Source organism: Sphaerisporangium siamense (genome assembly GCF_014205275.1).
GTDB lineage: Bacteria > Actinomycetota > Actinomycetes > Streptosporangiales > Streptosporangiaceae > Sphaerisporangium > Sphaerisporangium siamense.
In genome coordinates this window covers 7,518,355-7,542,375 of record NZ_JACHND010000001.1, presented here as the reverse complement: position 1 = coordinate 7,542,375, position 24,021 = coordinate 7,518,355, and the positions used below count along the sequence as shown (strand labels likewise).

Genomic DNA, 24,021 nt, shown 5'->3' with positions numbered 1-24,021 from the left:
CTAGGTCGACACCAGGCGTGACCCTTGGGCAGATATCGACGCGCGGGGTGTGGAGATCGCCGACCTGACGCAGGGGATGACGAACCGGCGTTCTTCTCAATAAGCCTGTACAGCGAGCCGACCTGTGAAATAACGTAACTGAACTGAAATCGCCCGGCCATGATCCGGACGGTACCGTCATCGCACATCGCGTGCGGATGAGATCAGGAGACCCCCCAATGACGTCCGGAAACGGAGCGGACCCAGCGGGCGTGGCGCCCGGCTCACGCTGGGGCCTCTTCGCGTTCTGGAATGTCCCCGCGGCCGCCCCGGAGCGGGCTCCGGTGGCCAAGAACCGGGTGGTGATGCCATGACGGTGCGGCTTCTCACCAACATCGGCAGGCTCTGGACCGGCAACGACGTCTGCAGCAACGCCGCGATCCTCGTCCACAACGACAGGATCGCCTGGGTCGGACGAGCCGCCGACCTGCCGCAGAGCGTCCCCGGTGTCGTCGACGACATCGTGGACGTCGATCACGTCGAGAACCTCGGCGGCGCCCTCGTGACGCCCGGGCTCATCGACGCCCACACCCATCCGGTGTACGCGGGCAACCGCTACGCCGAGCTGGCCATGCGCTCCGGCGGTTCCACGCTGAGCGCCATCACCGCGGCGGGCGGCGGCATCGGCTCCACCGTCACCGTCACCCGCGGCACCGACCCGTGGACCTTGTGCAACGGCGTCAGGGAGCGCCTGCGCGACTGGCTCCTCAACGGCACCACCACCGTCGAGGCCAAGACCGGCTACCACCTCACCCGCGACGGCGAGCTCGCCGACGTCCGGCTCCTGCGCGAGCTGGAAAAAGAGCCGATGATGCCGCGGGTGCACGTCACCTTCCTCGCCGCCCACGTCGTGCCGCCCGAGTACTTCGGCCGCCAGCGCGACTACGTCGAAGCCGTGGGCTCGTGGTGCGCCGACGCCGCCGCGGCCGGGGCCGACAGCGTCGACGTCTACTGCGACGAAGGCCACTTCACCACCGACGAGGCCCGCTGGGTCCTCGCCTCCGGCCGCAACGTCGGCCTCCTGCCGCGTATCCACGCCGGCGCCCACAAGCGGCGCGGCGCCGTCCAGCTCGCCGCCGAGCTCGGCTGCGCCTCCGCCGACCTCCTCTACAACACCTCCGACGAGGACATCGCCCTCCTCGGACGCTACGGCGTGCCCGCGGTCGTCTGCCCCGGCACCGCCCTCCAGCAGGGCAACCTGCCCCCGGTCCGTCGCATGCTCGCCCAGGGCGTCACCATCGCCCTCGGCAGCGACCACAACCCCGGCCACTGCGGCATCACCTCGATGTCCCTGGTGATCAGCCTCGCCGTCGCCGCCTTCGGCATCAGCGTCGGCGACGCCCTGCGCGCCGCCACCCTCGGCGGCGCCACCGTCCTCGGCGCTCCGGACCGCGGCGTCCTCGCCCCGGGCCGCCTCGCCGACATCGTCCAGTGGGACGCCGACCACGAGGGCGCCTTCGCCTGGGGCTTCGGCCTGAAGCCCCGCCGCGTCTGGCGCGGCGGCACCCCCGTCCAGTAAGAACCACTCACCCACCTCGACTCGCGTGCGCCCAAGCCCCCGGCGGGCTTGGGTCCACGGGCCCGACGCCCCCGGTCCGGGTCCAGGCGGGGCGAGCAGCCGGTGACGTGTCGCGTAGCCTTCGGGCATGTCGCAACCGGTCGTCGTGGTCACCGACTCCACCTCCTCCCTCGATCGGGCGGAGGCCGCGCGGCTGGGCGTCACCGTGATCCCCCTACAGGTCGTCATCGAGGGGCGCACCCTGGATGACTCCATTCAGATCGACGCGGAAGGGGTCGCCGCCGCGCTCCGGGCACGGTCGCCGGTGACCACCTCGCGACCCGCGCCCCAGCGTTTCAAGGACGCCTACGAGGCCGCAGCCGCGCGGGGGGCCGCGAGCGTCGTCTCCATCCATATCTCCGGGGACATGTCCGGCACGGTGGACGCCGCGCGGATAGCCGCCAAGGACGCCCCCATCCCCGTAGACGTCGTGGACAGCGGATCCCTGGCCATGGGACTCGGCTTCCCCGTGCTCGCCGCCGCCGAAGCCGCCCGCCGGGGCGCCTCCCATGACGAGGTGGCCGCCGTGGCCCGCGCCCGCGCCGACGCCACCAAGACCTACTTCTACGTGGACACGCTGGAGTACCTCCGCCGGGGCGGACGCATCGGCTCCGCGGCGAGCCTGCTCGGCTCGGCGCTCGCCATCAAGCCGCTGCTGCACATCACCCAGGGCACGATCGCGCCCCTGGAGAAGGTACGCACCGCCGGCCGGGCGATCGCCCGCCTCGAGGAACTCGCCGTCCGCGCCGCGGGCGACACCCCGGCCGACGTGGCCGTCCACCACCTCGCCGCGGCCGCTCGCGCCGCCATGGTCGCCGAGCACCTCACCGAACGGATCCCCGCCCTGGCCGGCATCCGTGTCCTGGAGGTCGCCCCGGTGGTCGGCGTCCACGTCGGCCCCGGCATGCTCGGCGTCGCCATCACCCCTACCCTGACCCACCTCCCCCCTAGCCACCCCACCTCACCCTCACCCAACCCCCAACCCCGCTGACCTAACCGCCCCCAGATAGCCCTCCCACACAACCCACCACGCCCCCGCCCCCAAATAACCCACCAATAGACGATCCACCTCCCTAAACCCCCTAAACACACACTCAGTAACCACCTAGCCGAATAGACCCCCCTACCCCCACTATCAATCCCGCCAAGACACCCAGACACCCGCCTTTGAATTCCCCCAGACCAGCAGGAAAGCGCCAGGGCCAGAGCAGAGGACCGGGCCAGGGCGGAGATGGAGCCAGGGCGGCGGAGAGAGGGCCAAGGCGGATAGGGGGCCAAGGCGGAGACGGGGCCAAGGCGAAGCTGAAGGCCAGCGCGGACGATGAGGCCAGGCCAGCGGCAACTGCCGGCCACAGAAAGCGGAGGGCAAGCCGAAAGCTCAGAACCAGGCACGCCGACCAACGAGCCCACCACCCACCCCCGACCCGCCATCGCGCCCCACCACAGTGATCGCACCCACCACCCGCCACCAGCGAACCCAAAACACGAACGAACCCGTACTCACGCCCGCGGCCGCTCAGCCATCCCCGCCGCAAACCCCACACCATCCCGCCCAAAGAGAGGGCTCAACGGCCGAGGTGAGTTGCCCCCACCCGTGACCCGCCTACGTGGCCGAGCACCGCGATCCCACCCACCACCTGCGCCACCAGCCAACGCAAGGCGCGAACGAAGGGCACAAGCGCAAGGCGCGAACGAAAGGCGCGAGCAGCGGATGAGGGGCGCATCTCTACCCAGATCGCTCCCACCACCTGCGCCATCAGCGAACCCGAGGCGCAAACCCCGCCGGATTCACGCCCGCGAACCGCCCAGGCATCCCCGCCGCAAACATCAGACCATCCCGCCCAAAGAGAAGGCTCAATGGCTGAGGTGAGTTGAGCCCACCCGTGACCCGCCATCGTGGCTAAGCACCGCGATCCCACCCACCACCTGCGCCACCAGCCAACGCAAGGCGCGAACGAAGGGCACAAGCGCAAGGCGCGAACGAAAGGCGCGAGCAGCGGATGAGGGGCGCATCTCTACCCAGATCGCTCAGACACCTCACGCGGACGGCTCTACCGAATGGGCGGTCTAGGAGTGGCCGCCATGGCCAGAGACGCCGTCTATAGCCAGGACCGCCCTTTGCCGGTCTGGGCTGCTTCTTTGTTAGGGCTGACCGACGACGGATACGCCCGGACCGCGTGAAGAGCCGTTCAGGACGTGCAGGGCGCGCAGTCGCTGGTCGAGCCAGACGTTCACCTGGCCGACCGTCGTCCCGTCGAGGTACACGGCCCGGATCCGCTGAAGGAACAGTCGGGCGTACGTAGCGGTGGTCACTCCTCCGTAGAGGTTCTCCGCGGCGCGGCCCTCCATACAGCGGCTCGGTTATCCACAGAACCGGCTTCGGCCGATTCAGGGCTGTCCACGCCCACGTAATTTCGCCCTCGTGGGAACGGTCAGCAGGTCTGTTCAGGAGAGCGACGCCGCGGTGTCCCGGCTGCGTGCGCTCGCTCCTCTAGGAGCGCCCTGGCGGCCCCGCACACACGTCCACGCAGATCATCCGACACCCTCGGGGGAGGACATGGCACGCCCTTACGACGCGCCTGAGGTCGAGGAGATATCGGGCCCCGACGCGTATGCCCGCAGACGCCGATCCGACCTGTGGCCCGCCCACGAAAACGTTCCCGATCACGAGGACGTCCCGCAAACCGGCGCACGCGATCCCGAACACGCCCCGCCCCCCGCGACACGCATCCACGCCGAACCCACCCCACCCCGCCCTCTCCACACCAAACTGACCAACTTCCTCCGCACCCGAACAAACAAATCCCTGACGACCGCCCCTCTACACAGCCAGGTCAATGACTCTCCCAGCAGTCGAGTAGACGGCTCCCTCCGCGTCCAGGGGGACGATTCTCTCCACGACCCGGTGGACGACCCCTCGCGCGACGAGGTGGATGACTCTCCCGGCGGCCGGCTGAATGATTCTCTGCACGGTCGCGTGAATGACCCTTTGCACGGCCGGATGGTCCGCTCTGTCCATGCCGAAATGAGTGCTTCTCTGCACGGTCGGGTGAACGATCCTCTGGATGGCTGGGAGGACGGCACTCCTCACGAGCAGGTGAGTGAGTCTCTGCATGGTCGCGTGAATGACCCCCTACGCGGCCGGATGGAGGACACCATTCCTGGTGGGGTGCGTGATTCCCCGCATGATCGCGTGAATGACCCTCTGCGCGCTCGGAGGGACGGCGCTGTTCATGGCGAGGTCGGTGACTCTCTTCGTGGCCGGGTGAACGGTGTGGCCGAGTATGGCTCCGTTCTCGATCCGGGGCGTAAGGGGCTGCGTTTGCTGTTGGTTCTGGGGTTGCTCGCGGCAGTTGCCGGGGGTATCTACGCCTGGCGGTCGCGGCCGTCCGCCGAGCCGGTTGCCCCGCCGTCCCCCATGGCCGGCTCTCCACTCCCGGCCACCAAGGCATCCTTCCCATCGGGCGGTACACAACCGGCGGCCCCGGGTGCCTTCCCCATGCCGTCGCCTACGGCGCAGGTGATCGTCCATGTCACCGGGAAGGTCAAGAAGCCGGGCATCGTCCTCCTCCCCATCGGATCCCGGGTGGCCGATGCGGTGAAGGCAGCCGGCGGAGTGAGATCCGGCGGCACGGGCCCCCTGAACCTGGCGAGAAAGCTCATCGACGGCGAACAGATCGTCGTCGGCGGCCGTGGCCAAGGCGTTCACTATGCCTCTAGCGGTACCGGGGCATCAGGCGAGGGCCTTGTATCACCGCCGGCCGACCCGACCGCCGTTCAAGCCGAACCACTTGACCTCAATGCGGCGACACCAAGCCAATTGGAAACCCTGCCCGGCGTCGGCGAGGTCCTCGCCGCACGCATCATCGAGTACCGCCAAACCCACGCGGGTTTCCGCAGCATCACGCAACTCCGCGACGTATCGGGCATAGGCGACCGCAAGTTCGCCGCGCTCCGCGACAAGGTCCGCGTATGAACCGCTACCGCCCCACACACCGCATTGAGAACGCACGACCACGCCGCCGCAGAACCACCCACCACCCCGCCCAAGCACGTGGTCCTGCGAACCGGTGGTGCCCCGATCTCGTGAACCGGTGGTGCCCCCGACCCGGTGAACCGGTGGTGTCCCGATCCCGCGAACCGGCGCCCCAAGTCTCCCGAGTCACCTCATATCCCAAGGACGCTACAGCCCTCCAGTCCGACATCTCTGCGCCCCTCTCCATCGTGGAGTCTCCGATCGCTCAGGTGCTCTCCGACGACTTGCGCCGTGGGGTCGGCCGTAAGAACGGCCGCCTTCACGCATGCCGTGTGCAAGTGCGCGATCTCCTTCGCTTGGACGTATCGGTCCGCCTCGTCGAGGGGGTGGGCACGTGAGGTGGTGGGCTGAGTCGTTCGACCTGGCACGCGGCTTTCGGGTGGTGTCCACGTGGGGCCGGAGGATTCGGACGATGGTGTCGTCTGAGTCGTGGAGTTCGCGTACTTCGATGGGGTCCGGACCGGCATCCAAGTCTGATTCAGGGGTAGAGAAAGGCCGCAGTGTCGGGGATCTTCGGCTCGTCGCGCCTGCCGTTACCACCTGGGTGACGTCACTTGTGCTGCTGGACTGCTCTGTGCGGACGTGCGTGATCACGGCCGTCACGGCTTTGTCGGCCGTGGCTGCGATCACTCTCATACGCATGGCGGGCGACGAGGCCCATACGGCTCGCCACCCAGGTCGTATAGGGCACCGCGAAGGTCGTGCGCTTCACCACATGGGCCTGGTGCGCTTTCCCCAGGGCCGTCTGCTCGGCCGTCTGGATCGCGTGCTCCACCACCTGGCTCATGCGCCCCGTCACCTGATTTGTGCGCTTGGCTACCTGGGGCATGTGCTCAGCTGCCTGGGGCGTGTGCTCGATCACGTCGGTCGTGTGCTCGGTCACATGGCTGGTGTGTTCTGCCGTGTGGGGCGTGTGACTCGCTATCCGGCTGCTGCCGGTCCTCATCGACACGGTGGGGCGATCATCCCGGTCGCCGGCGGATGCGCCGGGGAGCGGGACGTCCTCAGACAGTCCGGGCTGCGGAGTGTCGCTCATAGGGGGTCTGACTGTGTCGCTCAGACCGCGCGGGGCTGTGTCGCTCAAACCCCGCGAGGCTACGGCGCTCGGGCATGGTGGGGGAGTGTCGCCGTTGGAGCTCTGGGGTGTGTCGCGGCGGTGGCGTGTGCGGTGGGGTTCCGGGTTCACAGTGTCACTACCAGCCCGGTGGCTGCACTCGCCGTCACGCGGTCTCCCGTGACGGTCGAGATGAGGCTTACCGGCGACCCCAAGAGGCTGCCGGGACATCACGGGGCGGGACGGCGCGAGCGTGTGATCGTGCAAGGCTCGGTCGAGGTCGTCGAGAGCGCCTCAGGGACGAGAACCAGAACCGATTCCCCGGTCGTCGTGTTCGCCAACGGGCCGGGGTGGAACGCGCTGCTGCCCAGCCAGCGTGTGCGGGTACGTGGCAGGCTCGGCCCCGCCGAGCCGGGGACGCTCACAGCCGCGGTGCTGCTGGCCTCGAAAGCGCCGGACGTGCTTTCCGGGCCGTCCACACCCCAGCGCATCGCGGGCATGTTCCGCTCCGGCCTGCGCGAGGCCGCGGGCATCCTCCCCCCGGCGGAGCGGGGTCTGCTGCCCGGGCTGGTCGTCGGCGATCTGTCTCTGATGGACGAGCAGGTGAGGCGGGACCTCGCCACGGCCGGGCTGAGCCACCTGACCGCGGTGTCCGGGGCCAATCTGGCGATCGTCGCGGGCGCGGTGATCGTCATGGGACGCCTGGCCGGGCTGCCGCTCGCGGCCCGCGCCGTGCCGGCCATCGCCGGCATGCTCTGCTTCGCGGTGGTCGCCCGCCCTTCGCCCAGCGTGCTGCGGGCCCTGGTGATGGGATGTGTGGCGGCCGTCGCGCTCGGCACCGGCCGCTCCAGGGACGGCCTCGCCGCCCTGGCCGCGACCGTGCTCGCACTGGTCCTCTTCGATCCGGGGCTGGCGCGTGAGTACGGCTTCGCGCTGTCGGTGCTCGCCACCGGAGGCATCCTGGTTCTCGCGCCGCGGTGGCGCGACCGCATGGCCCGGCGCATGCCCACGATCGCCGCCGAGGCGATAGCCGTGCCCTGTGCGGCCCAGGTGGCGGTGACGCCTCTTCTCGTGCTGATGTCGGGCCAGGTGGAGCCGGTCGCCGTCCCGGCCAACCTTCTGGCGGGGCCTGCCGTGGCCCCGGCCACGCTGCTGGGCTTCGCGGCCTCGCTGGTGGCGCCCGTCAGCGTCGAGATCGCCCGCTGGCTGGTGTGGCCCGCCGGGTACGCCGTGGGCTGGATCATCTGGGTGGCCCGGCAGGCGGCGGGTCTGCCCGCGGCCACCCTGTCATGGCCTGGGGGAGCGGTGGGGCTGCTTCTGCTGGCTGTCGCGGCCGTGGCGCTCTGGCTGCTTCTGCGGCGCCCGGTGTTGCGTCTGGCCATGTGCGCCATCGCCGGCGGAGCGATCGTCGCCGTGCTCGTGGTGCGTCCGGTCGTGGCGTCGTGGCCGCCGGACGGCTGGCTGCTGGTGTCCTGTGACGTCGGCCAGGGCGATGCGCTCGTCCTGGCGGCGGGGCCGGGCCGGGCGGTCGTCGTGGACACGGGGCCCGAACCGGCGTTCGTGGACAGGTGTCTGCGGGAGTTGGGCGTCGAACAGGTGCCGCTGCTGGTGCTCACCCATCCGCATTTCGATCATGTGGGCGGCCTGAACGGGGTGTTCCGGGCACGTCAGGTGGGCGCCGTCCTGGTCAGCCCGGGTGAGCGGTCACGAGGGGAGGCGGGCCGGGTGACGGCGGCGCTTCAGCAGCGCCGGACGCCTGAATGGATCGCGACACCTGGTATGGCGTGGAGTCTCGGTCCACTGACCCTCACCGTCCTGGGGCCTTCCGAGGAGGCGATCATGGCGGGCCCCGGGGAGGGGTCGGTGGCCAATAACGCCAGCATCGTCCTGCACGCCCGATGGCCGGCCGGGTCCGCGCTCCTCTGCGGCGACGTCGAGACCGAGGCCCAGGACGCCCTGCTGAAGCACGGCCTCCCACAGGCCGACATTCTCAAGATCCCTCATCACGGCTCCGCTCGCCAGGATCCGCGCTTCCTCGCGGCGGTCCGGGCGAGCGCGGCGCTGATCAGCGTCGGCGAGGACAACGACTACGGCCACCCGGCCCCGCTGACCCTGACCCGCCTGCGCACGCTGGGCATCCACGTCTACCGCACCGACACCCAAGGCGACCTGGCCGTAACAACCGCCCAGAACCACTTATCCATCGTCCCCCGGCACCACTGACCCAGCCCTCGCACCCAGCTCGATGTGAGGCGGTGGGGCTCGGCGCGCTGAGAGTACCCGACAAGCCTGAGGCGCCGCTGACCTTGGCCCTTGCGCCCAGGTTCATGTCGGGCGGTGGGGCTCGGCGTGGTGGGAGTCCCGTTGTGGCTCAGGGGGCGTCAGTTGGGTGCGGCGGCACCTGTGGAGCGCGGGTCAGCGGGATGAGGTGGAGCGGTGGGTGCGGAACTCGGTGTCGAGGTCGGCGGCGTAGAGGGAGCGGCAGCAGACGGCGCAGCGGAAGAGGATGGGACCTTCGTCGAGCATCGCTCCGCAGCGCGGACAGTCGTGGCTGCGCGGGTTGGTCTTCATTATGGGTCTCACCTCCTCTTTTGTGCTTCGTGCCTCAAGACTCCCAGAGCATACCTGCAGTTGGATTGCTGGTTACTTGCAGTCTGACCAGCCGTTAACTTTTGTGTCGCATGGGGGAGATGGGGTTACTGAGCACGTTGCCCGGTTCGTCGGTGGATTGCCGTGGGAGTCTCCGGACGTGGCATGCTGCTCGCATGGCGACCGAACCAGCCCCTGTGACGCTTGTGATCGGTGACGAGGAGCTGCTCGCCGACCGCGCGGTGACCTCGGTCATCGCGGCGGCGCGCGCCACCGACCCCGAGGCCAAGGTGCACGACCTGTTCGGTGGCAAGGTGGAGCCGGGCGAGCTGACCCGGCTGACGTCCCCCTCGCTGTTCGGTGATCGCGCGGTGGTGGTGTTCAGGTCCGCGCAGGATCTCGGCAAGGACGTGGTGGCGGAGGTCGTCTCCTACACCAAGACGCCGTCGGAGGACGCCGTGGTCGTCTTGGTCCACCCGGGCGGTGTGAAGGGGAAGGCCCTGGTCGACGGGGTCAAGAAGGCCGGAGCGGCCGTGATCACGGTCGCCAAGCTGACCAAGATGGGTGAACGCCTGGACTTCATCCGGGGCGAGATGCGCGCCGCCGGCCGTTCCATCGGCGGGGACGCCGCCCAGGCGCTGTTGGACGCCGTGGGCAACGATCTTCGTGAGCTGGCCGCCGCCTGTTCGCAACTGGCCTTCGACACCCCGGGCAAGACCGTGGATGAGGCGGCGGTGGCCCGCTACTATCGGGGCCGCGCCGAGGTCAACGGGTTCGCGGTCGCCGACTCGGCCGTCGAGGGACGGCTGGGCGAGGCGCTCGAACAGCTTCGATGGGCGCTCTCGACCGGGGTCGCGCCGGTGCTGATCGTCAGCGCGCTGGCGGGGGGCGTCCGATCGTTGGCAAAGGTGGGCAGCGCGCCTCGCAACCTGCGCGGCGGCCGTCTGGCGAGCCACGTGGGCATGCCGCCGTGGAAGGTCGACCGGGTGACGCGCCAGCTCAACGGCTGGAGCCCCGAGGGTATCGCCCGCGCCATGCAGGCCGTCGCCGTGGCGGACGAGCAGGTCAAGGGCGGCGGCACCGACCCCGCCTACGCCCTGGAGCGCACAATTCACACGATCGTCGCCAGCCGCACCGGCCGCTGACCGTACCAACCCCTGATCACCAACTCTGACCGTACCGATCATTGACCGCCCGGCCGTCGCGCAGTGGTCATCGATCGCGGTAGCCGTTGACCGCATCGGTGGCCGACCACGTGGGCAACGGTCACATGCCGCACCGCGCACATGCCGCACTACGCAGGCCGCTGACCACGGTGGACGGGAACACGTGATCTCGCGGGCAATGCCTGGATGGGAGACACAGCAGGGCCAGGAGGCCGGGATCGGTTCGTGATGGTCGGGGGCGGAGGTTGCCGGGGAGGGGTGGGGTCAGGTTGTTGCGGGGTTGGGGGTGCGGGTCAGGGTGCCGTCGTGGAGTTCCAGGACGGTGTCGGCCAATGAGATCAGGTTGGGGTCGTGGGTGGCGACCAGGGCGGTGACGCCTTCGCTGCGGACCACGGCGCGCAGCAGCTCCATGATCTGCCGCCCGGTCCCGGAGTCGAGCTGACCGGTCGGCTCGTCGGCGATGAGCAGCCGTGGCCGGTTGGCCAGGGCCCGCGCGACCGCGACCCGCTGCTGCTGCCCGCCCGACAGCTCGTACGGACGCTGGTTGGCGTGCTTGTCCAGCCCGACCATGGCGAGCAGCATGCGCACGCGCTCCTCCCGCTCGGGGACGGGCGTGCGGGTGAGGCGCATGGGAACGCCGACGTTCTCGGCCGCCGAGAGCACGGGAATGAGCCCGAACGACTGGAAGATGAAGCCGATCACGTCGCGCCGGAGCTCCAGCAGCCCGGCCTCGGGCAGCTCGGTGACCGCGCGCCCCGCGACGAGCACGCGCCCGGCGTCCGGACGGTCGAGCCCGCCGACCTGGTTGAGCAGCGTCGTCTTGCCCGACCCGGAGCGTCCCCTGATGGCGATGAGCTGCCCGGGGTAGGCCTCGAACGACACATCGCGCAGCGCCACGACCTCTTTGGGGCCGGTCCGATACACCTTGCGCAGTCCTTGTACGACGACCAGCGGCTCGCCGTCGGGCGCCGCCTCGGGACGCGCCGTGGTGTCCACCTGCTCGCTCACTCCTCGTCCTCCGCCCGTGGCCTGTCGGGCCACACGCCGATGTGGTCGCGTTCCAGCTCAAGCCGGACGCGGCGCTCCATGTTGAGCGCCTGGGTGAAGTCTCTGGGCAACTGCAGCCGTCCGACCCGGTCGAGCACCGCGTACTCCTCGGCGATGATGCCGCCGTCGGAGCCTTCGCGCCGCAGGGTCTCGCTGCTGGTCCGCCCGTCGCGGATCCCGACGGTCCTGTCGACCTGCTCCGACACCAGCGGGTCGTGCGTGACGACGACGGCGGTGACGCCGAGCTCGCGGTTGGCGCGGCGCAGCGCGGCGAAGACCTGCTCGGAGTTCTCGCTGTCGAGCTCGCCGGTGGGCTCGTCGGCCAGGATGACCTGCGGCGCGTTGGCGAGCGCGACGGCGATGGCGACGCGCTGCTGTTCGCCGCCCGACATCTGGGCGGGCCTGCGGTCGGCGCAGTACCCGACCCCGAGCAGTTCCAGGAGGTCGTCAGCGGCGGCGGCCTTGCGGTCGCGCACGCCCGCGAGCCGTACCGGCAGCTCGACGTTCTCGCGGGCGGTCAGGTACGGCAGCAGGTTGCGCGCGGTCTGCTGCCAGATGAATCCGACGACCTCGCGCCGGTAGCGCAGGCGGTCCTTGGCGGACATGGCGAGCAGGTCGGTCCCGGCGACCCGGGCGAGCCCGGCGGTGGGCACGTCCAGCCCCGACAGCACGTTGAGCAGCGTCGACTTGCCCGAGCCTGACGCGCCGACGATGGCGATCAGCTCGCCCTCCTCGATGAGGAGGTCGAGCCCTTGGAGGGCGACGACCTCGACGCCCTCGGTCTTGTAGATGCGGACGAGGTTGTCGCACAGGATGTGCGCGCTCTCGCCGAAGGCGGGCTGGGCCTTGCCGGCCCGCGCCTCCAGCTCCGACAGGGTCGGCGTGTTCATTTAGTCACCCACTCGCAGGGTCGAGCCGAGGGACCGGCGTCTGCCGATCACGGCGTGGATGAACGCCCCCGCCAAAGCGACGACGGCGAGGCCGGCGGCCAGCAGGATCGGTGTGGTCGGGTCGAGACGGTAGTCGCCGACGGCGATGTCGCCGGTGTAGGCGCTCAGGTCGACGCCGGGGCCGAGGGCCGAGGGGAGGGCGAGGCCGAGGGCGAGCCCGGCGCACGCGGTCAGCAGGATCAGCGGCGCGATCTCCAGGACGGTGAGCCTGGCGGCCTGGCGTTCGGACAGGCCGAGCGTGCGCAGGTAGGACAGGACTTTGGCCCGGTCGGCGGCGCCGACGACGAGCGCGATGACGACGGTCAGCAGCGCGTACACCGCCAGGGCGATCGTGACGATCAGGAAGCTGCTCTTGATCGTGCCGGTCAGCGGGGTCTTGGTCACCCGCTCCAGCGCGCGGTCGAACGTCTCGACGAGGACGTCCGGCCGGTTGCCGGTCGCGGCGGCCAGCGCGCGGGCGTCGATGCCGCCGCCGTCGGAGCCGGTGCCTCCGATGAGCAGCAGGTTCGTGTAGATACGGGAGCCCGCCCGCTGGGAGGCGTCGTAGGGGACCACGATCAGGTTGTTCGCGCTGAGGCTGACCCCGGGCAGCCCTCCGCTGATCACACCGGTCTTGACGATCTTCATGCGGACGTGCCAGCCGATCTCGACCGTGCTGAGGTGGGCCAGGTCGGGGGAGACCAGCGCCGGGATGGACGGCGCCGGCGCGTCCGGGGGCGGGCCGGGCACGGTCAACGGGGCGTGCGCGACGAGCCGCCGGTAGGCGTCGAGGTCCACGGCGACGATGGTCGCGCTCTTGCCGGTGTACCCGATCTGCGCGGACCCCTTGTCGGCGGGGACGACGGCGCGGACGCCGGGCACCTGCCGCACCTTGGCGTCGGCGTCGGCCGGCAGTTCGGCCCCGCGTTCGACGCGGGCGTCGGCCCCGGTGGCCTGCCAGGCGGCGAGCCGCTGCGTGGCGTCCAGCGTGCCGCCGACCACGGCCCCGTACACCGACACGGCGAGGGCGGGCAGCAGGATCACCACGGGCAGCGCGGTGACCGACCGCGCCCGCGCCGCCAGGGTGAGCCCGACGAACGGCACCGCGGCGCGCGCCCGCCCGGCCAGCCACACCACCAGCCGCAGCGGGTACGGGTAGCACCGCAGGGTGATCAGCGCCGCGGCCACGGTGAGCGCGGCGGGCACGAGCATCAGGAACGGGTCGGCGCCGATCGCGGCGACCTCGGTGGTCAGGCCCCGCGTGCGCAGCAGGTACGCGCCCGCCAGTGCCAGGACCACGACCAGCACTTCGAGCATGGTCCGGCGCGGCGACGCCCGCCGGGCCACCACGTCGTCGCGGCGCTCGCGCAGCGGCGTGCGGTGGGAGAGCGCGACGCGGGCCGCGGCGAAGACGGTCGCGAACGCCGCGGCCGCGACCGGGCCGAGGTGCACGATCGGGGTGAGGGGGCCGGGCAGCAGGTACGACAGGCCGTACCCGATCAGCGCCGCGGGGAAGACGGTGAGCGCGACGGTCCCGGCGGCCGTCCGCACCACCTGCGCCAGCGACGCACCGCGCGCCCGCGCCAGGGACAGCGCGGCGCGCATGCGTTCGGTGAGGAGTTGGACGGCCAGCGCGATGACCCCGGCCGCGACGACCGCCAGCCCGCCCAGGATGAGGACCATCAGACTCTGCGCCGTGGCGAGCCGTCCGAGGAAGCCGCCCAGCACCTCGCGCAGCCCGGTGTCCACCCGGAACGGGGCGTACGCGTTGAGCTGGGTGTAGGAGCCGATGGACCGCCCGACGACCGCTCTGACCTCGCGCTCGAAGTCGTCCACGCCCTTGATCACGTCTACCGCGTTGCGGGCGTCGAGCGCCGCGGGGGAGACGCCGATGACCCAGTTGTAGGTGAGGTCGCGGGCGGTGTTGTTCAGCCTGGCCAGCGAGCTCTCCGAGGAGATCGCCGTGATGTGGTTCTCCTCGGTGTCGGACCCGGGGTCCTGGCGGACGGTGACCTTGAGCGCGTCCAGGTTGTGGCCCCAGTACCGGTCCGACGGGGCCACCGGTTCGAACAGGCCGGTGACCTTGGCCAGCATGGGGCTGCTGTTGCCGAGGATCAGCGTGGTGCCGACCGGGATGCGCATCTTCTCCGAGGCGCTCCTGACGAGCGCGATCTCGAAGAGGTCGATGTCCTTCATCTCCGGGTGGCCGGGCACGGAGGCGAGCCGCCGCGGGTCGCCGGGGGGAGTCCCCTCCACGTAACGGATCCGCTTGGCGGTCCCGGACAGCCAGCCCACGTTGACGTACTGCCGCGGGATCTCGCCGCCTTCGACCCGTCCCGCCACCGGCGTGCCCACGGTCTTGGCGGAGAAGTGGCTGTCGGAGCCGGGACCGGTGGCGAGCACCGGTTTCAGGGAGGGCGGGACGGCCGAGCGCCACCACACGTCCTTGGCGCGGAAGTCGTCCTCGGAGGCCATGGACTGGTCGGGGGCTCCCGCCCGCAGCCGCACCGCCAGGTCCGTCTGGTTGGCGCCGGTGTCGTCGACGATCCCGCGCAGCGCCTCGTCGAAGGCGGCCTCGAACCCGCGCGGCAGGCCCGCGACGAGCAGGGAGGCGCTCAGCGTCAGCAGCGCGAGCACGGCGACCGCGCCCCGGTGCACCCTGAGCAGGAGCAGAGGGTTCATCGGTCCTCCCCAATGCGCAGGGCCCGTCCGAGTCCCTGGCGCCGCAGCGACCGGGCGAGCCCGGCGACGATCGCGAACAGGACCGCGCCCATGCCGGCCAGCATCGCCAGCGTCGCCGGCCACGGGATGTCCAGCAGCACGTCCGGGGTCACCGCCGCCGCCTGCCCGGTGAGCACGATGTGCGGGACGACGAGCGCCGCCACCGCGACCGCGAGCACGGTGCCGCCGACCAGCGACAACCCGATGAGGAACGCCTGTTCCACGGCCAGCAGCCCGAAGATCTGCCGGAAGCTCAGCCCGAGCGCCCGCAGGATCGCGAACTCCGACACCCGCTCCCGCGCCGCCACGGCCGCGTTGACCAGGAAGCCCAGCGCCGCGAAGATCAGCGCGGCGACGAAGCCGAGGATCAGCGCGCCCTGCAGGCCGCTGGCGAGCGGATCGTCGCGGAACTGCCGGGTCAGCGAGGCCAGGTCCACGACCGTCTGGTCCCATTCGGGGTGGTGGGACAGCTCCCGCGCGGCCGGCGCGGGGTCGCCGCCGCGCGCCGACATCCACCATTCGCCGGGTGCCCGGGGTTCCCGCGCCGCGCCCAGGTCGCGGGTCAGCAGGGTGGGCAGGTCGGCGAGTACGGCGGGCACCCCGGGCGCCGTCCCCGGCATGGCCTGGACGACTCCGGCGACGCGCACCGTGACGGGCTGCCCGTCCAGGGTGAGCGTGCCGTTCCTGCCCGGCACGAGCCGCTCCTTGGCGGCGATGTCCTCGGTGACCACCACCGGCAGCGGTTTGAAGAGGGACGCCCCTGGCCCGCCCGAGGTGAGCGGCTGGAACAGCTCCTGGTCGCCGACGCCGGCGGGCGCCGCGACCAGGGCGACGAACTCGGGGTCGGCCACGCCGTCGACGGCGGGCGGCGGCGGCACGGTCAGCGTGAACAGCGACGCGCCGGTGGCGACCCGCTCGCCGGTGAGGTTGCCCTCGCCCCGCACGATGTGCCCCCACTGGACGCCGCCCGGCATCGTCACCTTGGCGCCGGTGTCGGTGGCCGGCGACTCGACGGCGAGCTGCAGGCCGCTGCCGCCGCGCGCGGGCACCGGCACCTGCAGGATGAAGCCCCGGATCGCCAGCGGGTGGCTCAGCCGTCCCGCCCGCCCGGCCAGCGCGGACAGGTCGGCGGTGACCCGGTGCGGCCGGCCGTCCGGGACCAGCGGGCCGAGCGTCACCTCGCGCTGCACGCCGAGCGCGTCGGCCACCACCATCCGCAGGCGGGTCTCCTGGTAGTCGGAGCTGGGCGTGGCGGCGTCGAACCGCAGCCGCACGTCCATGGTGAGCTTGGACGGGGTGCCGGGCAGCGGGATCGCCCGTGTGTCCGGCCGTCCCGCGGCGACCCGGGAGGCGAGCGCGCCGGGCGTGTCGTCGGCCAGGTCGGGCCGGAGCATGAGCATCTGGCCGAGCTTGGTGGCGTCGGCGGCCAGCAGCGTGCCGGTGCCGCCGGCGTACGTCGCCGAGCCGCGGTACACAGGGGTGATCGCGGTGACGCCGGGCAGCGCGGCGTACGCGCCGCCCCTGCCGAGCGGGCCGAGCTCCGCGCCCTCGACGGGACCGGACACGCGCAGGTCGGCCGCGGCCTGGTGGCGCGCCTGGTCGGTCTGCGAGCCCCGCCACGTCGCCGCCGTGGCCATGGACACGACGCCGATCGCCACCGCCATGGTCAGCAGCAGCGCGGGGCCGGAGTAGCGCAGCGGGCGGCGGCTCACCTGCCAGGCCCCGAGCGCCGGGGCCAGGCTCGGCCTGCGCGAGGTGAAGCGCTCGGCGATCCGCGAGACGCGCGGGACCAGCCGCAGGCCGAGCATGCCGCCGCACAGCAGCGCCAGCGCGGGCCCGGTGATGATCAGCGGGTCGATGCCGAGGTCGCCGCCCGCCGTCGCGGTCACGGGGGCGCCGTAGTGCTGGAGCTGCCAGATGGCCAGCGCCGCCACGACCAGCAGCCCGACGTCGCCGCCCGCCCGCTGCAGCAGGCCCTGCTTGTCGCCGCGGCCGCGCGCCGACTGCTCCTCGACGTAGGTCCTGCGGCCGCCGCGCAGCGCGGGCAGCGCCAGCAGGACGGCGCAGGCCAGCGCCACCGAGGCCGACACCGCGAAGGTGGCGGGGCCGGGTTCGGGCGTGATGCGCACCCCGGCGGCCTGGATCCACGGCAGCGAGTTGATCAGCGTGAGCAGCGGCGGGGCCAGGAACGGCGCCACGATCGCGCACGGCACGGCGACCAGCAGCGCCTCGGTGCCGGTCAGGACGGCCAGGCGCAGGCTGCCCGCGCCGCGCGAGCGCAGCAGCGCCACCTCCATGCGGCGGTGGTCGGCCAGCAGGCGCGCGGTGAGGATCAGCGCGTACGCGGCGAGCAGCAGCAGTTGCAGCACCGGGACCAGCATCGTCGAGCGGGCCACCAGAGCGGCCTGGTCGAGCTGGGTCAGCATCTCAGGCAGGCGGCTGGACGTCTCGCAGGACGGGCAGTCGCGCCTGAGGTCCTGCCCGAGGCCCGCCACCTGGGCGGCGAACGGGCGCAGGCGGTCCTGGCGCAGGTCGCGCAGGTCGGGGACGGCGGTCCAGCTCATCGTGACGCTCGACGCCGAGGTGAACCGGGCCAGGAACGTCTCCCGCGGCACCATCAGCGGGCCGTAGGTGGTGTAGTCGCCGCGTTCCACGCCCCTGCGCAGGAGTTCCTCGCCGTCCCAGCGCTCGGCGTAGGGGTCGTTGATCTGGAAGACGCCGGTGAGCGTGGCCCGGACGGGCTTGCGGTCCAGGCGGCCGGTGACCGTGAACGTCTGCCCGGCGGCCAGGTTCAACGCCTGCGCGACGGTCTGGGAGGCGGCGACCTCGACCGTGCCGCCGGTGGCGGCCCGCGGCCAGCGTCCCTGGAGGAGGTGCGCGTGCTCCTCCAGGCCGCCGTAGGTGCCGAATCGGGTGAGCTCCGGGTGGTTCAGGCGTTCCTGCCCGGGCAGGGCGTAGGAGTCCGAGCGCGCGCTCAGCGTGACCTGGTGCGGGACCGTCTGGTCCTTCTTCAGCGCGTCGACGCGGCTCAGGACCGCCTTCTCGACGTCGGCGAAGGCGCCGCGCCGCACCGGGACGGTGATCTTCGTCGCGGTGACGGAGGCGGAGGCGGTCTCCATCGCCCGCCGGACGCCCACGTCCGCGACCGAGGACGCGTACATGGTGAGCGCGACCAGGGTGGTCGTGGCGAGGAGGATGGAGCCGAAGGCGGCGAAGATGAGAAGCGGCTCGCTGAACGCACGTCTCAGCACCAGCGGTGTTCGCCCCCGCATGAACCGCCTCCTGCCGCCCTATCCCGTTTCGCACACCCTAGTTATGGTTTCGGGCGAGGGAAGAGGCCGGGGATCACGGTGATATAGCCGATATGCAGCGGAAACTACCGTGTGATATCGAAACTGTGACATTGCAGCGTCTTCGTTTTTCGGTCACCTCCAAGAGCCCCACCGGCCGCGCCGCTATTGGTCGGCGGACGTGCCGACCAGGGTGGGGGAGTCGGCGTCCGGGATGAACATCCGCGGCGGCCCGCCGTCGAGCGGGGCGACCCAGATGTCGGCCGCCGTACGGCCGGCGGCGACCTTGGGCACGGCGTACATCACGTGCCCGGTGTCCAGCCAGGCCACCTGGTCGTCCACGCTGCGCTTCTCACCCAGCGGGCTCTCCCGGCCGGTCCGCAGGTCCAGCGAGTAGAAGCGCCAGGCGTCGTCGGACGTCTCGTTGACCCGCTTCTTGTAGACGACCTTGGTCTGGTCGGGGGACAGCGACGGGCACTCGGCGTTGTCCTGCAACGCGGTCAGCGTGCGCGCGGCCAGGTCGCCCCGGGCGAGATAGGTGCGGCCCGACGCGGCGACGGTGGCGAAGAAGGTGGTCGAGTCCGCGGCGAAGGTCACGCCCCACACGTTGCGGTCGGCGCTCTCGTCCTTCGTCCCGTTGATGAGGAACGTGAAGTCCTCCAGGTCGGCCAGCGGCTCGCCGTCGCCCTGATAGATCACGGTCTCGGTGGAGAACCCGAGCGAGATGTAGTCGTGCCCGCTGACGAACACCGTGGTCGCGAAGCGCCGGCCGTCGGGGGCGACCCGTCCCCTGCTCGGCACGCCGTTCAACGGCTCGTCCCCGGCCTCGCGCAGCCGCCCGTCCAGCCGGACCACCTCGTACGGCCGGGTCGGCACGCGCCCCGCCCTCAGGCAGATCGCCTGTCCCGCCGCTGCGGCCACCCGCAGGCACCGCGGGCCCGCGAGCCGGGGGGCGCCCGGCGCGCCGCCGGTCACCGCCACGTACCCGATCCTGCCGAGGTCGGCGCCCGGCCTGAGCGAACGGAACACCACGTGCTCGGACCCGAACAGCCCCGCGTCCACCTCGCCCGCCGCCGACGGCGTCCTCCCTCCGAGGACCGAGACGAGGACGGTCGCCACGGCCACCCCCACCAGCAGGACCGCCAGCGCCGGCGTTATCCATGATCTACGCATCTGAGACCTCCGATCGGGTGCGGAGCAGCACGGGCGCGACGGCGAGCAGGACGACGGCGAGTCCGGCCGCGAACGTCCCCAGCGCGACCGAGGGCCCCGCCAGCGTCCACAGGCCGCCGAAGGCGAGCGCCGCCAGGCTGCGGCCGAGCGCCACGCCGGTCTGCAGGGCCGAGATCGCCGTCGCCCGCCACTCGGCCGGGACCAGGACCGAGGTCGCCGCGGGCAGCACGCCGTCCGTCGCGGCGTAGTACAGGCCGAGCAGGGCCAGCGTCACCACGACGGCGGCGGCCCCGCCGGCCAGGCCGGTGACGCCGTACGCCGCCACGACGGCCACGTGCCCGGCGACGAAGACCCGGCGTCTGCCGAGCCGGTCGGCCAGCCGCCCGAACGGGACCGCGGCAGCCAGGTACACCACGCTCGTGCCCAGGAACAGCAGCGGGAACAGGTGCGCCGGCACCGCGCCGCGGTCGAGCAGCGCCAGGTAGAGGAACGCGTCGCTGACCGTCAGCGCCGACAGGGCCGTCGCCGCCACCAGCAGGCGGCGCACCTGCCGTCGCCCCGCGAGCAGGCGCCCCGCCCCCGCCAGGGTGATCCGCGCGGGCCGCGGCGCCCTCGGGGCCTCGGCGACCTTGCTCACCAGCAGCAGCACGCCCAGGCCCCCCACGCACAGCGACACCGTGAAGACCGCGTCGAAGTCGCCCGGCATCGCCATGAGCAGGTAGAACGCCGCCAGCGGGCCGATCGCCGCGCCGAGGGTGTCCAGCGCGCGGTGCACCCCGAACGACCGTCCGAGCATGCCCGGCTCGCTGCACCCGGCGATCAGCGCGTCCCGCGGCCCCGTCCGCAGCCCCTTCCCGACCCGGTCCACGCCGATCGCGGCCGACAGCGCGACCACCCCGGCGGCCGGGAGCAGCAGCGCCTTGGACGCCACACCCAGGCCGTACCCGACGACGGCCACCGCCTTCGGCCGGCGGGAACGGTCGGCGACGTAACCGCCGGCGACCCTGGCGGCGGCGGTGCCCGCCTGGTAGACGCTGTCCAGCACGCCGAAGGCCAGCGCCGGCAACCCCAGCCCGACCGTGACGAACAGCGGCAGCACCGCGGTGACGATCTCGGTGGAGATGTCGGTGAGCAGGCTGACCATTCCGAGGACGACGACGGTCTTCGCCACCCGCCCGGCCGGACGCGAACCGGTGCCGGACGGGATGTTGCGAACCGATATGTACACGGTGCCTCTCTCTCGCGTCGAGTTCCGGGAGCCGGGGGTGGCGTGCGGCCGGTCCGCACACCACCCCCGGTCCGGGGCCGTCCTTCTCAGCGGGCCTGCGCGCCCGGCAGCGGGGCCCCCGACGTGAACCTGTTCAGCACGTTCTCGGTGATCCGCGTCATGTCGTTGACGTAGTCGTTGTAGAAGAAGCCACCGCTCCACACCATCGACGAGGCGGAGAAGACCGCGCCGCCGTTCGGGTAGTGCATGAGCGTGATGTCGCCGCGCACCATCGGGTTGGTGTCGCCGCCCTCGAACAGCGCCGAGGTGTTGATCTCCTCCACCACGTGCATGTACTGCTCGCCGAACGGCTGGGACCTGCCGAGCAGGATCGTGTTGGCCGGTGTGCCGAGCGAGTAGTCCACCCGGTCCACCTCCTCGCCCATCGGACCGCCCAGGCTCTGCAGGCTCGGCATGTCGCCGCCGATGCCGTCCTTCTTCGTGACGCCCTCGAAGACCCAGGCCGCGGCGTCGGAGTAGCTGGCCTCGGTGCGGTCGAACGGCTTGTTGTAGTTGGCATTGCCATTCGGGTGGCCGAAACCCTGCGCGGTGAAGCCGACGCCGACCAGCTCCTGGGGAGGCGTGCCGCGGAACCGCCACAGCCCGCCGTACTCGCCGTCGGTGTTGTGGTAGTACTCACCCGGCGCGGCCTGCCACGCCTCGGTGCCGTCGTGCCGGCGCAGCTCGGTGTAGTTCCTGGCCCGGTCCAGCGCGGTGACCCAGTAGAAGCCGTTGCCGCCCAGGTACATCAGCCGGCCGCCGTCGCCCAGCCAGTCCTTGATCGCCTCCGACTCGGTCGTGGAGATGTACTCGGGGTGCGTGCCGGTGATCACGGTCCGGTAGGGGTCGAGGATCTCGCGGCCCTCACGGTCCACGTCGTGGTCGGTGATGTAGTCGACCTCGTACTTCTTGGTCTCCAGCCAGTCGAAGATGTGCGTGTCCGCCTCGAATGCCCACGGCCTGCCCGCGCCGGTGGGGCCGGTGGTCAGCGGCCGCAGGTTGTCGATCGGCCGCCGGTGGGTGGAGTAGACGTAGCCGCTGCCGTCGGCGTGGTTGGAGTACTGGCTCAGGGTGGCGCCCGTCCTGCCGTAGGCCAGGTACGTCAGCGTGGGCACCAACATCGCGATCTTGGCGGTGGCCTTCTTCGGCCGCACGACGAACGTCGCGTGGTAGACCTTGCCGGCCGCCTCCAGACGGGCGGCGTAGACGCCGCTGCGCGCGTTCTCCGGGACCTTCCAGGTGAAGGCGGGTTTCCACCCGGCGTCGCCCAGGTCGTCCTCGTGGAAGTGCATCGCCCCCCACTGCCGGGGGGCCTGGTGGTAGTCCATCGTCTTGCGGTCCCAGTCGTGGCTGGTCATCGCACGGACCGGGAGGTTCACCGCGCGCCCGTCGAGCCGGTTCGGCCCCTCGTCGGCCACGTGGTCGCCGGACATGTCCCGGGAGAAGTCCCACGCGGCCACCGGACGCTGGTTCCTGCCCTTGCCCGCGCTGATCGCCTTCAGCTCGCCTGTGCTCAGCGCCCGGCCGTAGACGGCGGGTGACTCGATCTTGCCGTTGTAGAAGCCCGTCGGATGGGCGTCGCCGGAGCGGTTCCAGTAGGCCGCCATCAGCAGCGGGTCGTTCGACGGCCGGACCTGCCCGAAGGCGACGCGCGTGGTGACGGTCGCGCCGGAGTCGTCGGGCATGGTGGAGACCGGCTGCTGGGTCACGGTCACCGTACGGGATCTCGCCTCGTAGGAGGCCGCGACGAAGTACCAGCCGGAGTTGTTCACGTGCTGCGGCCGGGGCCTGTTGATGAAGTACGCCTCGGGGCCGCCCATCGCCGCGGCCCACGGCTTGAGCTTCACCCCGGTCGTCACGGTCTCGGCGCGCCCATCGCCCGTGCCGAGGCGCAGTGCGACGGCGCCCTGCTCGTCGATGAACAGGCCGTAGCCGCGTTTGTCCGCCTCCGACCACTTGGTCACCAGGCCCTGCAGCCGCGGCGTGCCGACCGGGGTGCGCTTCAGCGCGGTCCGGTTGTACGGCGAACCGGGGATCGTGGACGGCGCGATCCAGGCGGTGATGGTGAAGTCGCCCGAAGGGTTCAGCCGCCGGTCGTCCGGCACCGTCACGTACGAGCCGAGCGGCAGTCGCTGGTCGGAGCCGGGGTAGGTCTTGTTGACGGGGGAGTCGACGACCTTCTCCTTGAGCCCGGGCCCGGCGGGGTCGGCGTCGCCGTGGGTCACCCTGACGATGGAGGAGGTGAAGGTGGGCGACTTGGTGCTCACCATGATCTTGACGGATTCGCCCGGCCTGACGCTGAGCCGGTCGGGGTAGCCGCTGATGCCGAGCCCGTCGAGGGACTGCTGCGGCGGGACGGGTTCGATGGGAAGGGGCTCGTCGGGGACGTAGGTCAGCGCCGCTTGGCTCGCCTTGGCCGTCTGACCGGCGGACGCGTGCGACTGCGACGCCACCGTCGTGGCCGTCACCAGGGCGGCCAGGGCCAGTGCTGTCGTTGTTCTGGATCTTCTCATCCGGTGGGGACCTCCTTGCACGGCGGATCTGCGGGGAACGGAACAAAGGAGCAAGGCCACGCGGCTCGGTCAGGGAGCTGGTCGGATGGAAATTCGGTGATGATAAATCAGGAAATAGACGACTTTATGGAGGAATGTCGTCTCTATTCGTCTTAAGGTGCTTGTGCGGATTTATTGAGCATCCGCTGAGTACTCCCTGACTGAAAGACGCGGATCGGCGGACGGTCCCGCGTCAGCGACCAGCGCCCCCACCCCCCGACGAGCGGTCGACTCTCCGCGACGAACGGCCACCCCACCCACCACCCCGCCCGCTCACCGCCCCCGCCCGCTCAGCGTCCCCTCCGCCGCCCAAGACAGCCCATGCCGCCCGCCGTCACCCTCCGTGTTCTCAATGGAGCCACCCGCCGCGCGAACCCTGTGCCGTTCGCCGCCTCGCTCCGTGTTCTCAGTGGGGTTGCCCGCTGTGGCGTCCACGAGGTTCCGTGGCCTGTGCCGTCCGTGGAGTCGTCGTGAATCCGTCCACCGAATCGGGCCACCGAATTCGTCCGCTGAATCCGTCCACCGAAAATGTCGGAGCTCTCTGGCAGACTCGCCGGCGGCGACGGAGCTCCCGGCACCCCGCTGTCTCTCCTCTCCCAC

General features: G+C 71.4%; 15 protein-coding genes. 5 read left to right on the top strand and 10 right to left on the bottom strand.

What is annotated here, in order from left to right; translation table 11 throughout:
- Window positions 1-349: 349 nt before the first annotated feature.
- Entirely contained in the window at window positions 350-1,558 is a 1,209-nt protein-coding gene (locus BJ982_RS34180; RefSeq protein ID WP_184613326.1) for an amidohydrolase family protein, read from the top strand.
- 127 nt (window positions 1,559-1,685) lie between these two features.
- Window positions 1,686-2,588, top strand: a complete 903-nt coding sequence (locus tag BJ982_RS34175; protein WP_184886969.1) for a DegV family protein — start codon at window positions 1,686-1,688, stop codon at window positions 2,586-2,588.
- Between the two features lie 1,151 nt (window positions 2,589-3,739).
- Here the strand turns inward: BJ982_RS34175 and BJ982_RS34170 are convergent.
- Window positions 3,740-3,910 (bottom strand): hypothetical protein, encoded by a 171-nt coding sequence (locus tag BJ982_RS34170; protein WP_184886967.1) that lies wholly within the window; start codon window positions 3,908-3,910, stop codon window positions 3,740-3,742.
- A 592-nt stretch (window positions 3,911-4,502) separates the two neighbouring features.
- Between BJ982_RS34170 and BJ982_RS40745 the strand changes: the two genes are divergently transcribed.
- The gene (locus BJ982_RS40745; RefSeq protein WP_184886964.1) at window positions 4,503-5,573 is read left to right on the top strand and encodes a ComEA family DNA-binding protein; all 1,071 of its coding nucleotides are present in this window, start codon (window positions 4,503-4,505) and stop codon (window positions 5,571-5,573) included.
- 610 nt (window positions 5,574-6,183) lie between these two features.
- On the opposite strand, the gene BJ982_RS34160 is transcribed toward BJ982_RS40745, so the two are convergent.
- Window positions 6,184-6,516, bottom strand: coding sequence for a hypothetical protein (locus tag BJ982_RS34160; RefSeq protein ID WP_184886962.1), 333 nt, complete (start codon window positions 6,514-6,516; stop codon window positions 6,184-6,186).
- Between the two features lie 351 nt (window positions 6,517-6,867).
- On the opposite strand from BJ982_RS34160, the gene BJ982_RS34155 reads away from it, so the two are divergent.
- On the top strand, window positions 6,868-8,910 hold the full coding sequence (locus BJ982_RS34155; protein ID WP_239123203.1) for a ComEC/Rec2 family competence protein: 2,043 nt from the start codon (window positions 6,868-6,870) through the stop codon (window positions 8,908-8,910).
- Window positions 8,911-9,102: 192 nt separating this feature from the next.
- On the opposite strand, the gene BJ982_RS34150 is transcribed toward BJ982_RS34155, so the two are convergent.
- The gene (locus tag BJ982_RS34150) at window positions 9,103-9,258 is read right to left on the bottom strand and encodes a hypothetical protein (protein WP_184886958.1); all 156 of its coding nucleotides are present in this window, start codon (window positions 9,256-9,258) and stop codon (window positions 9,103-9,105) included.
- Between the two features lie 194 nt (window positions 9,259-9,452).
- Between BJ982_RS34150 and holA the strand changes: the two genes are divergently transcribed.
- A complete protein-coding gene (holA, locus tag BJ982_RS34145) occupies window positions 9,453-10,421 on the top strand; it encodes a DNA polymerase III subunit delta (protein WP_184886956.1) in 969 nt (322 codons plus the stop codon).
- A gap of 285 nt (window positions 10,422-10,706) precedes the next feature.
- On the opposite strand, the gene BJ982_RS34140 is transcribed toward holA, so the two are convergent.
- From BJ982_RS34140 to BJ982_RS34110, 7 genes are all read right to left on the bottom strand, one after another.
- Complete coding sequence (locus BJ982_RS34140) at window positions 10,707-11,450, bottom strand: ABC transporter ATP-binding protein (protein ID WP_239123204.1); 744 nt, start codon at window positions 11,448-11,450, stop codon at window positions 10,707-10,709.
- Window positions 11,447-12,379: an ABC transporter ATP-binding protein gene (locus tag BJ982_RS34135; protein ID WP_184886952.1), complete on the bottom strand. Its 933-nt coding sequence runs from the start codon at window positions 12,377-12,379 to the stop codon at window positions 11,447-11,449. The genes BJ982_RS34140 and BJ982_RS34135 overlap by 4 nt, the downstream gene beginning before the upstream one ends.
- A complete protein-coding gene (locus BJ982_RS34130) occupies window positions 12,380-15,100 on the bottom strand; it encodes an FtsX-like permease family protein (protein ID WP_184886950.1) in 2,721 nt (906 codons plus the stop codon).
- Window positions 15,097-18,411, bottom strand: a complete 3,315-nt coding sequence (locus BJ982_RS34125; RefSeq protein ID WP_184886948.1) for an FtsX-like permease family protein — start codon at window positions 18,409-18,411, stop codon at window positions 15,097-15,099. Before BJ982_RS34125 ends, BJ982_RS34130 begins: the two co-directional genes overlap by 4 nt.
- Before the next feature lie 183 nt (window positions 18,412-18,594).
- Window positions 18,595-19,602, bottom strand: coding sequence for a TolB-like translocation protein (locus BJ982_RS34120; RefSeq protein ID WP_184886946.1), 1,008 nt, complete (start codon window positions 19,600-19,602; stop codon window positions 18,595-18,597).
- Window positions 19,595-20,830 (bottom strand): MFS transporter, encoded by a 1,236-nt coding sequence (locus tag BJ982_RS34115; RefSeq protein WP_203959246.1) that lies wholly within the window; start codon window positions 20,828-20,830, stop codon window positions 19,595-19,597. The genes BJ982_RS34120 and BJ982_RS34115 overlap by 8 nt, the downstream gene beginning before the upstream one ends.
- Before the next feature lie 86 nt (window positions 20,831-20,916).
- Window positions 20,917-23,382 (bottom strand): N,N-dimethylformamidase beta subunit family domain-containing protein, encoded by a 2,466-nt coding sequence (locus BJ982_RS34110; protein ID WP_184886944.1) that lies wholly within the window; start codon window positions 23,380-23,382, stop codon window positions 20,917-20,919.
- Window positions 23,383-24,021: the final 639 nt, after the last annotated feature.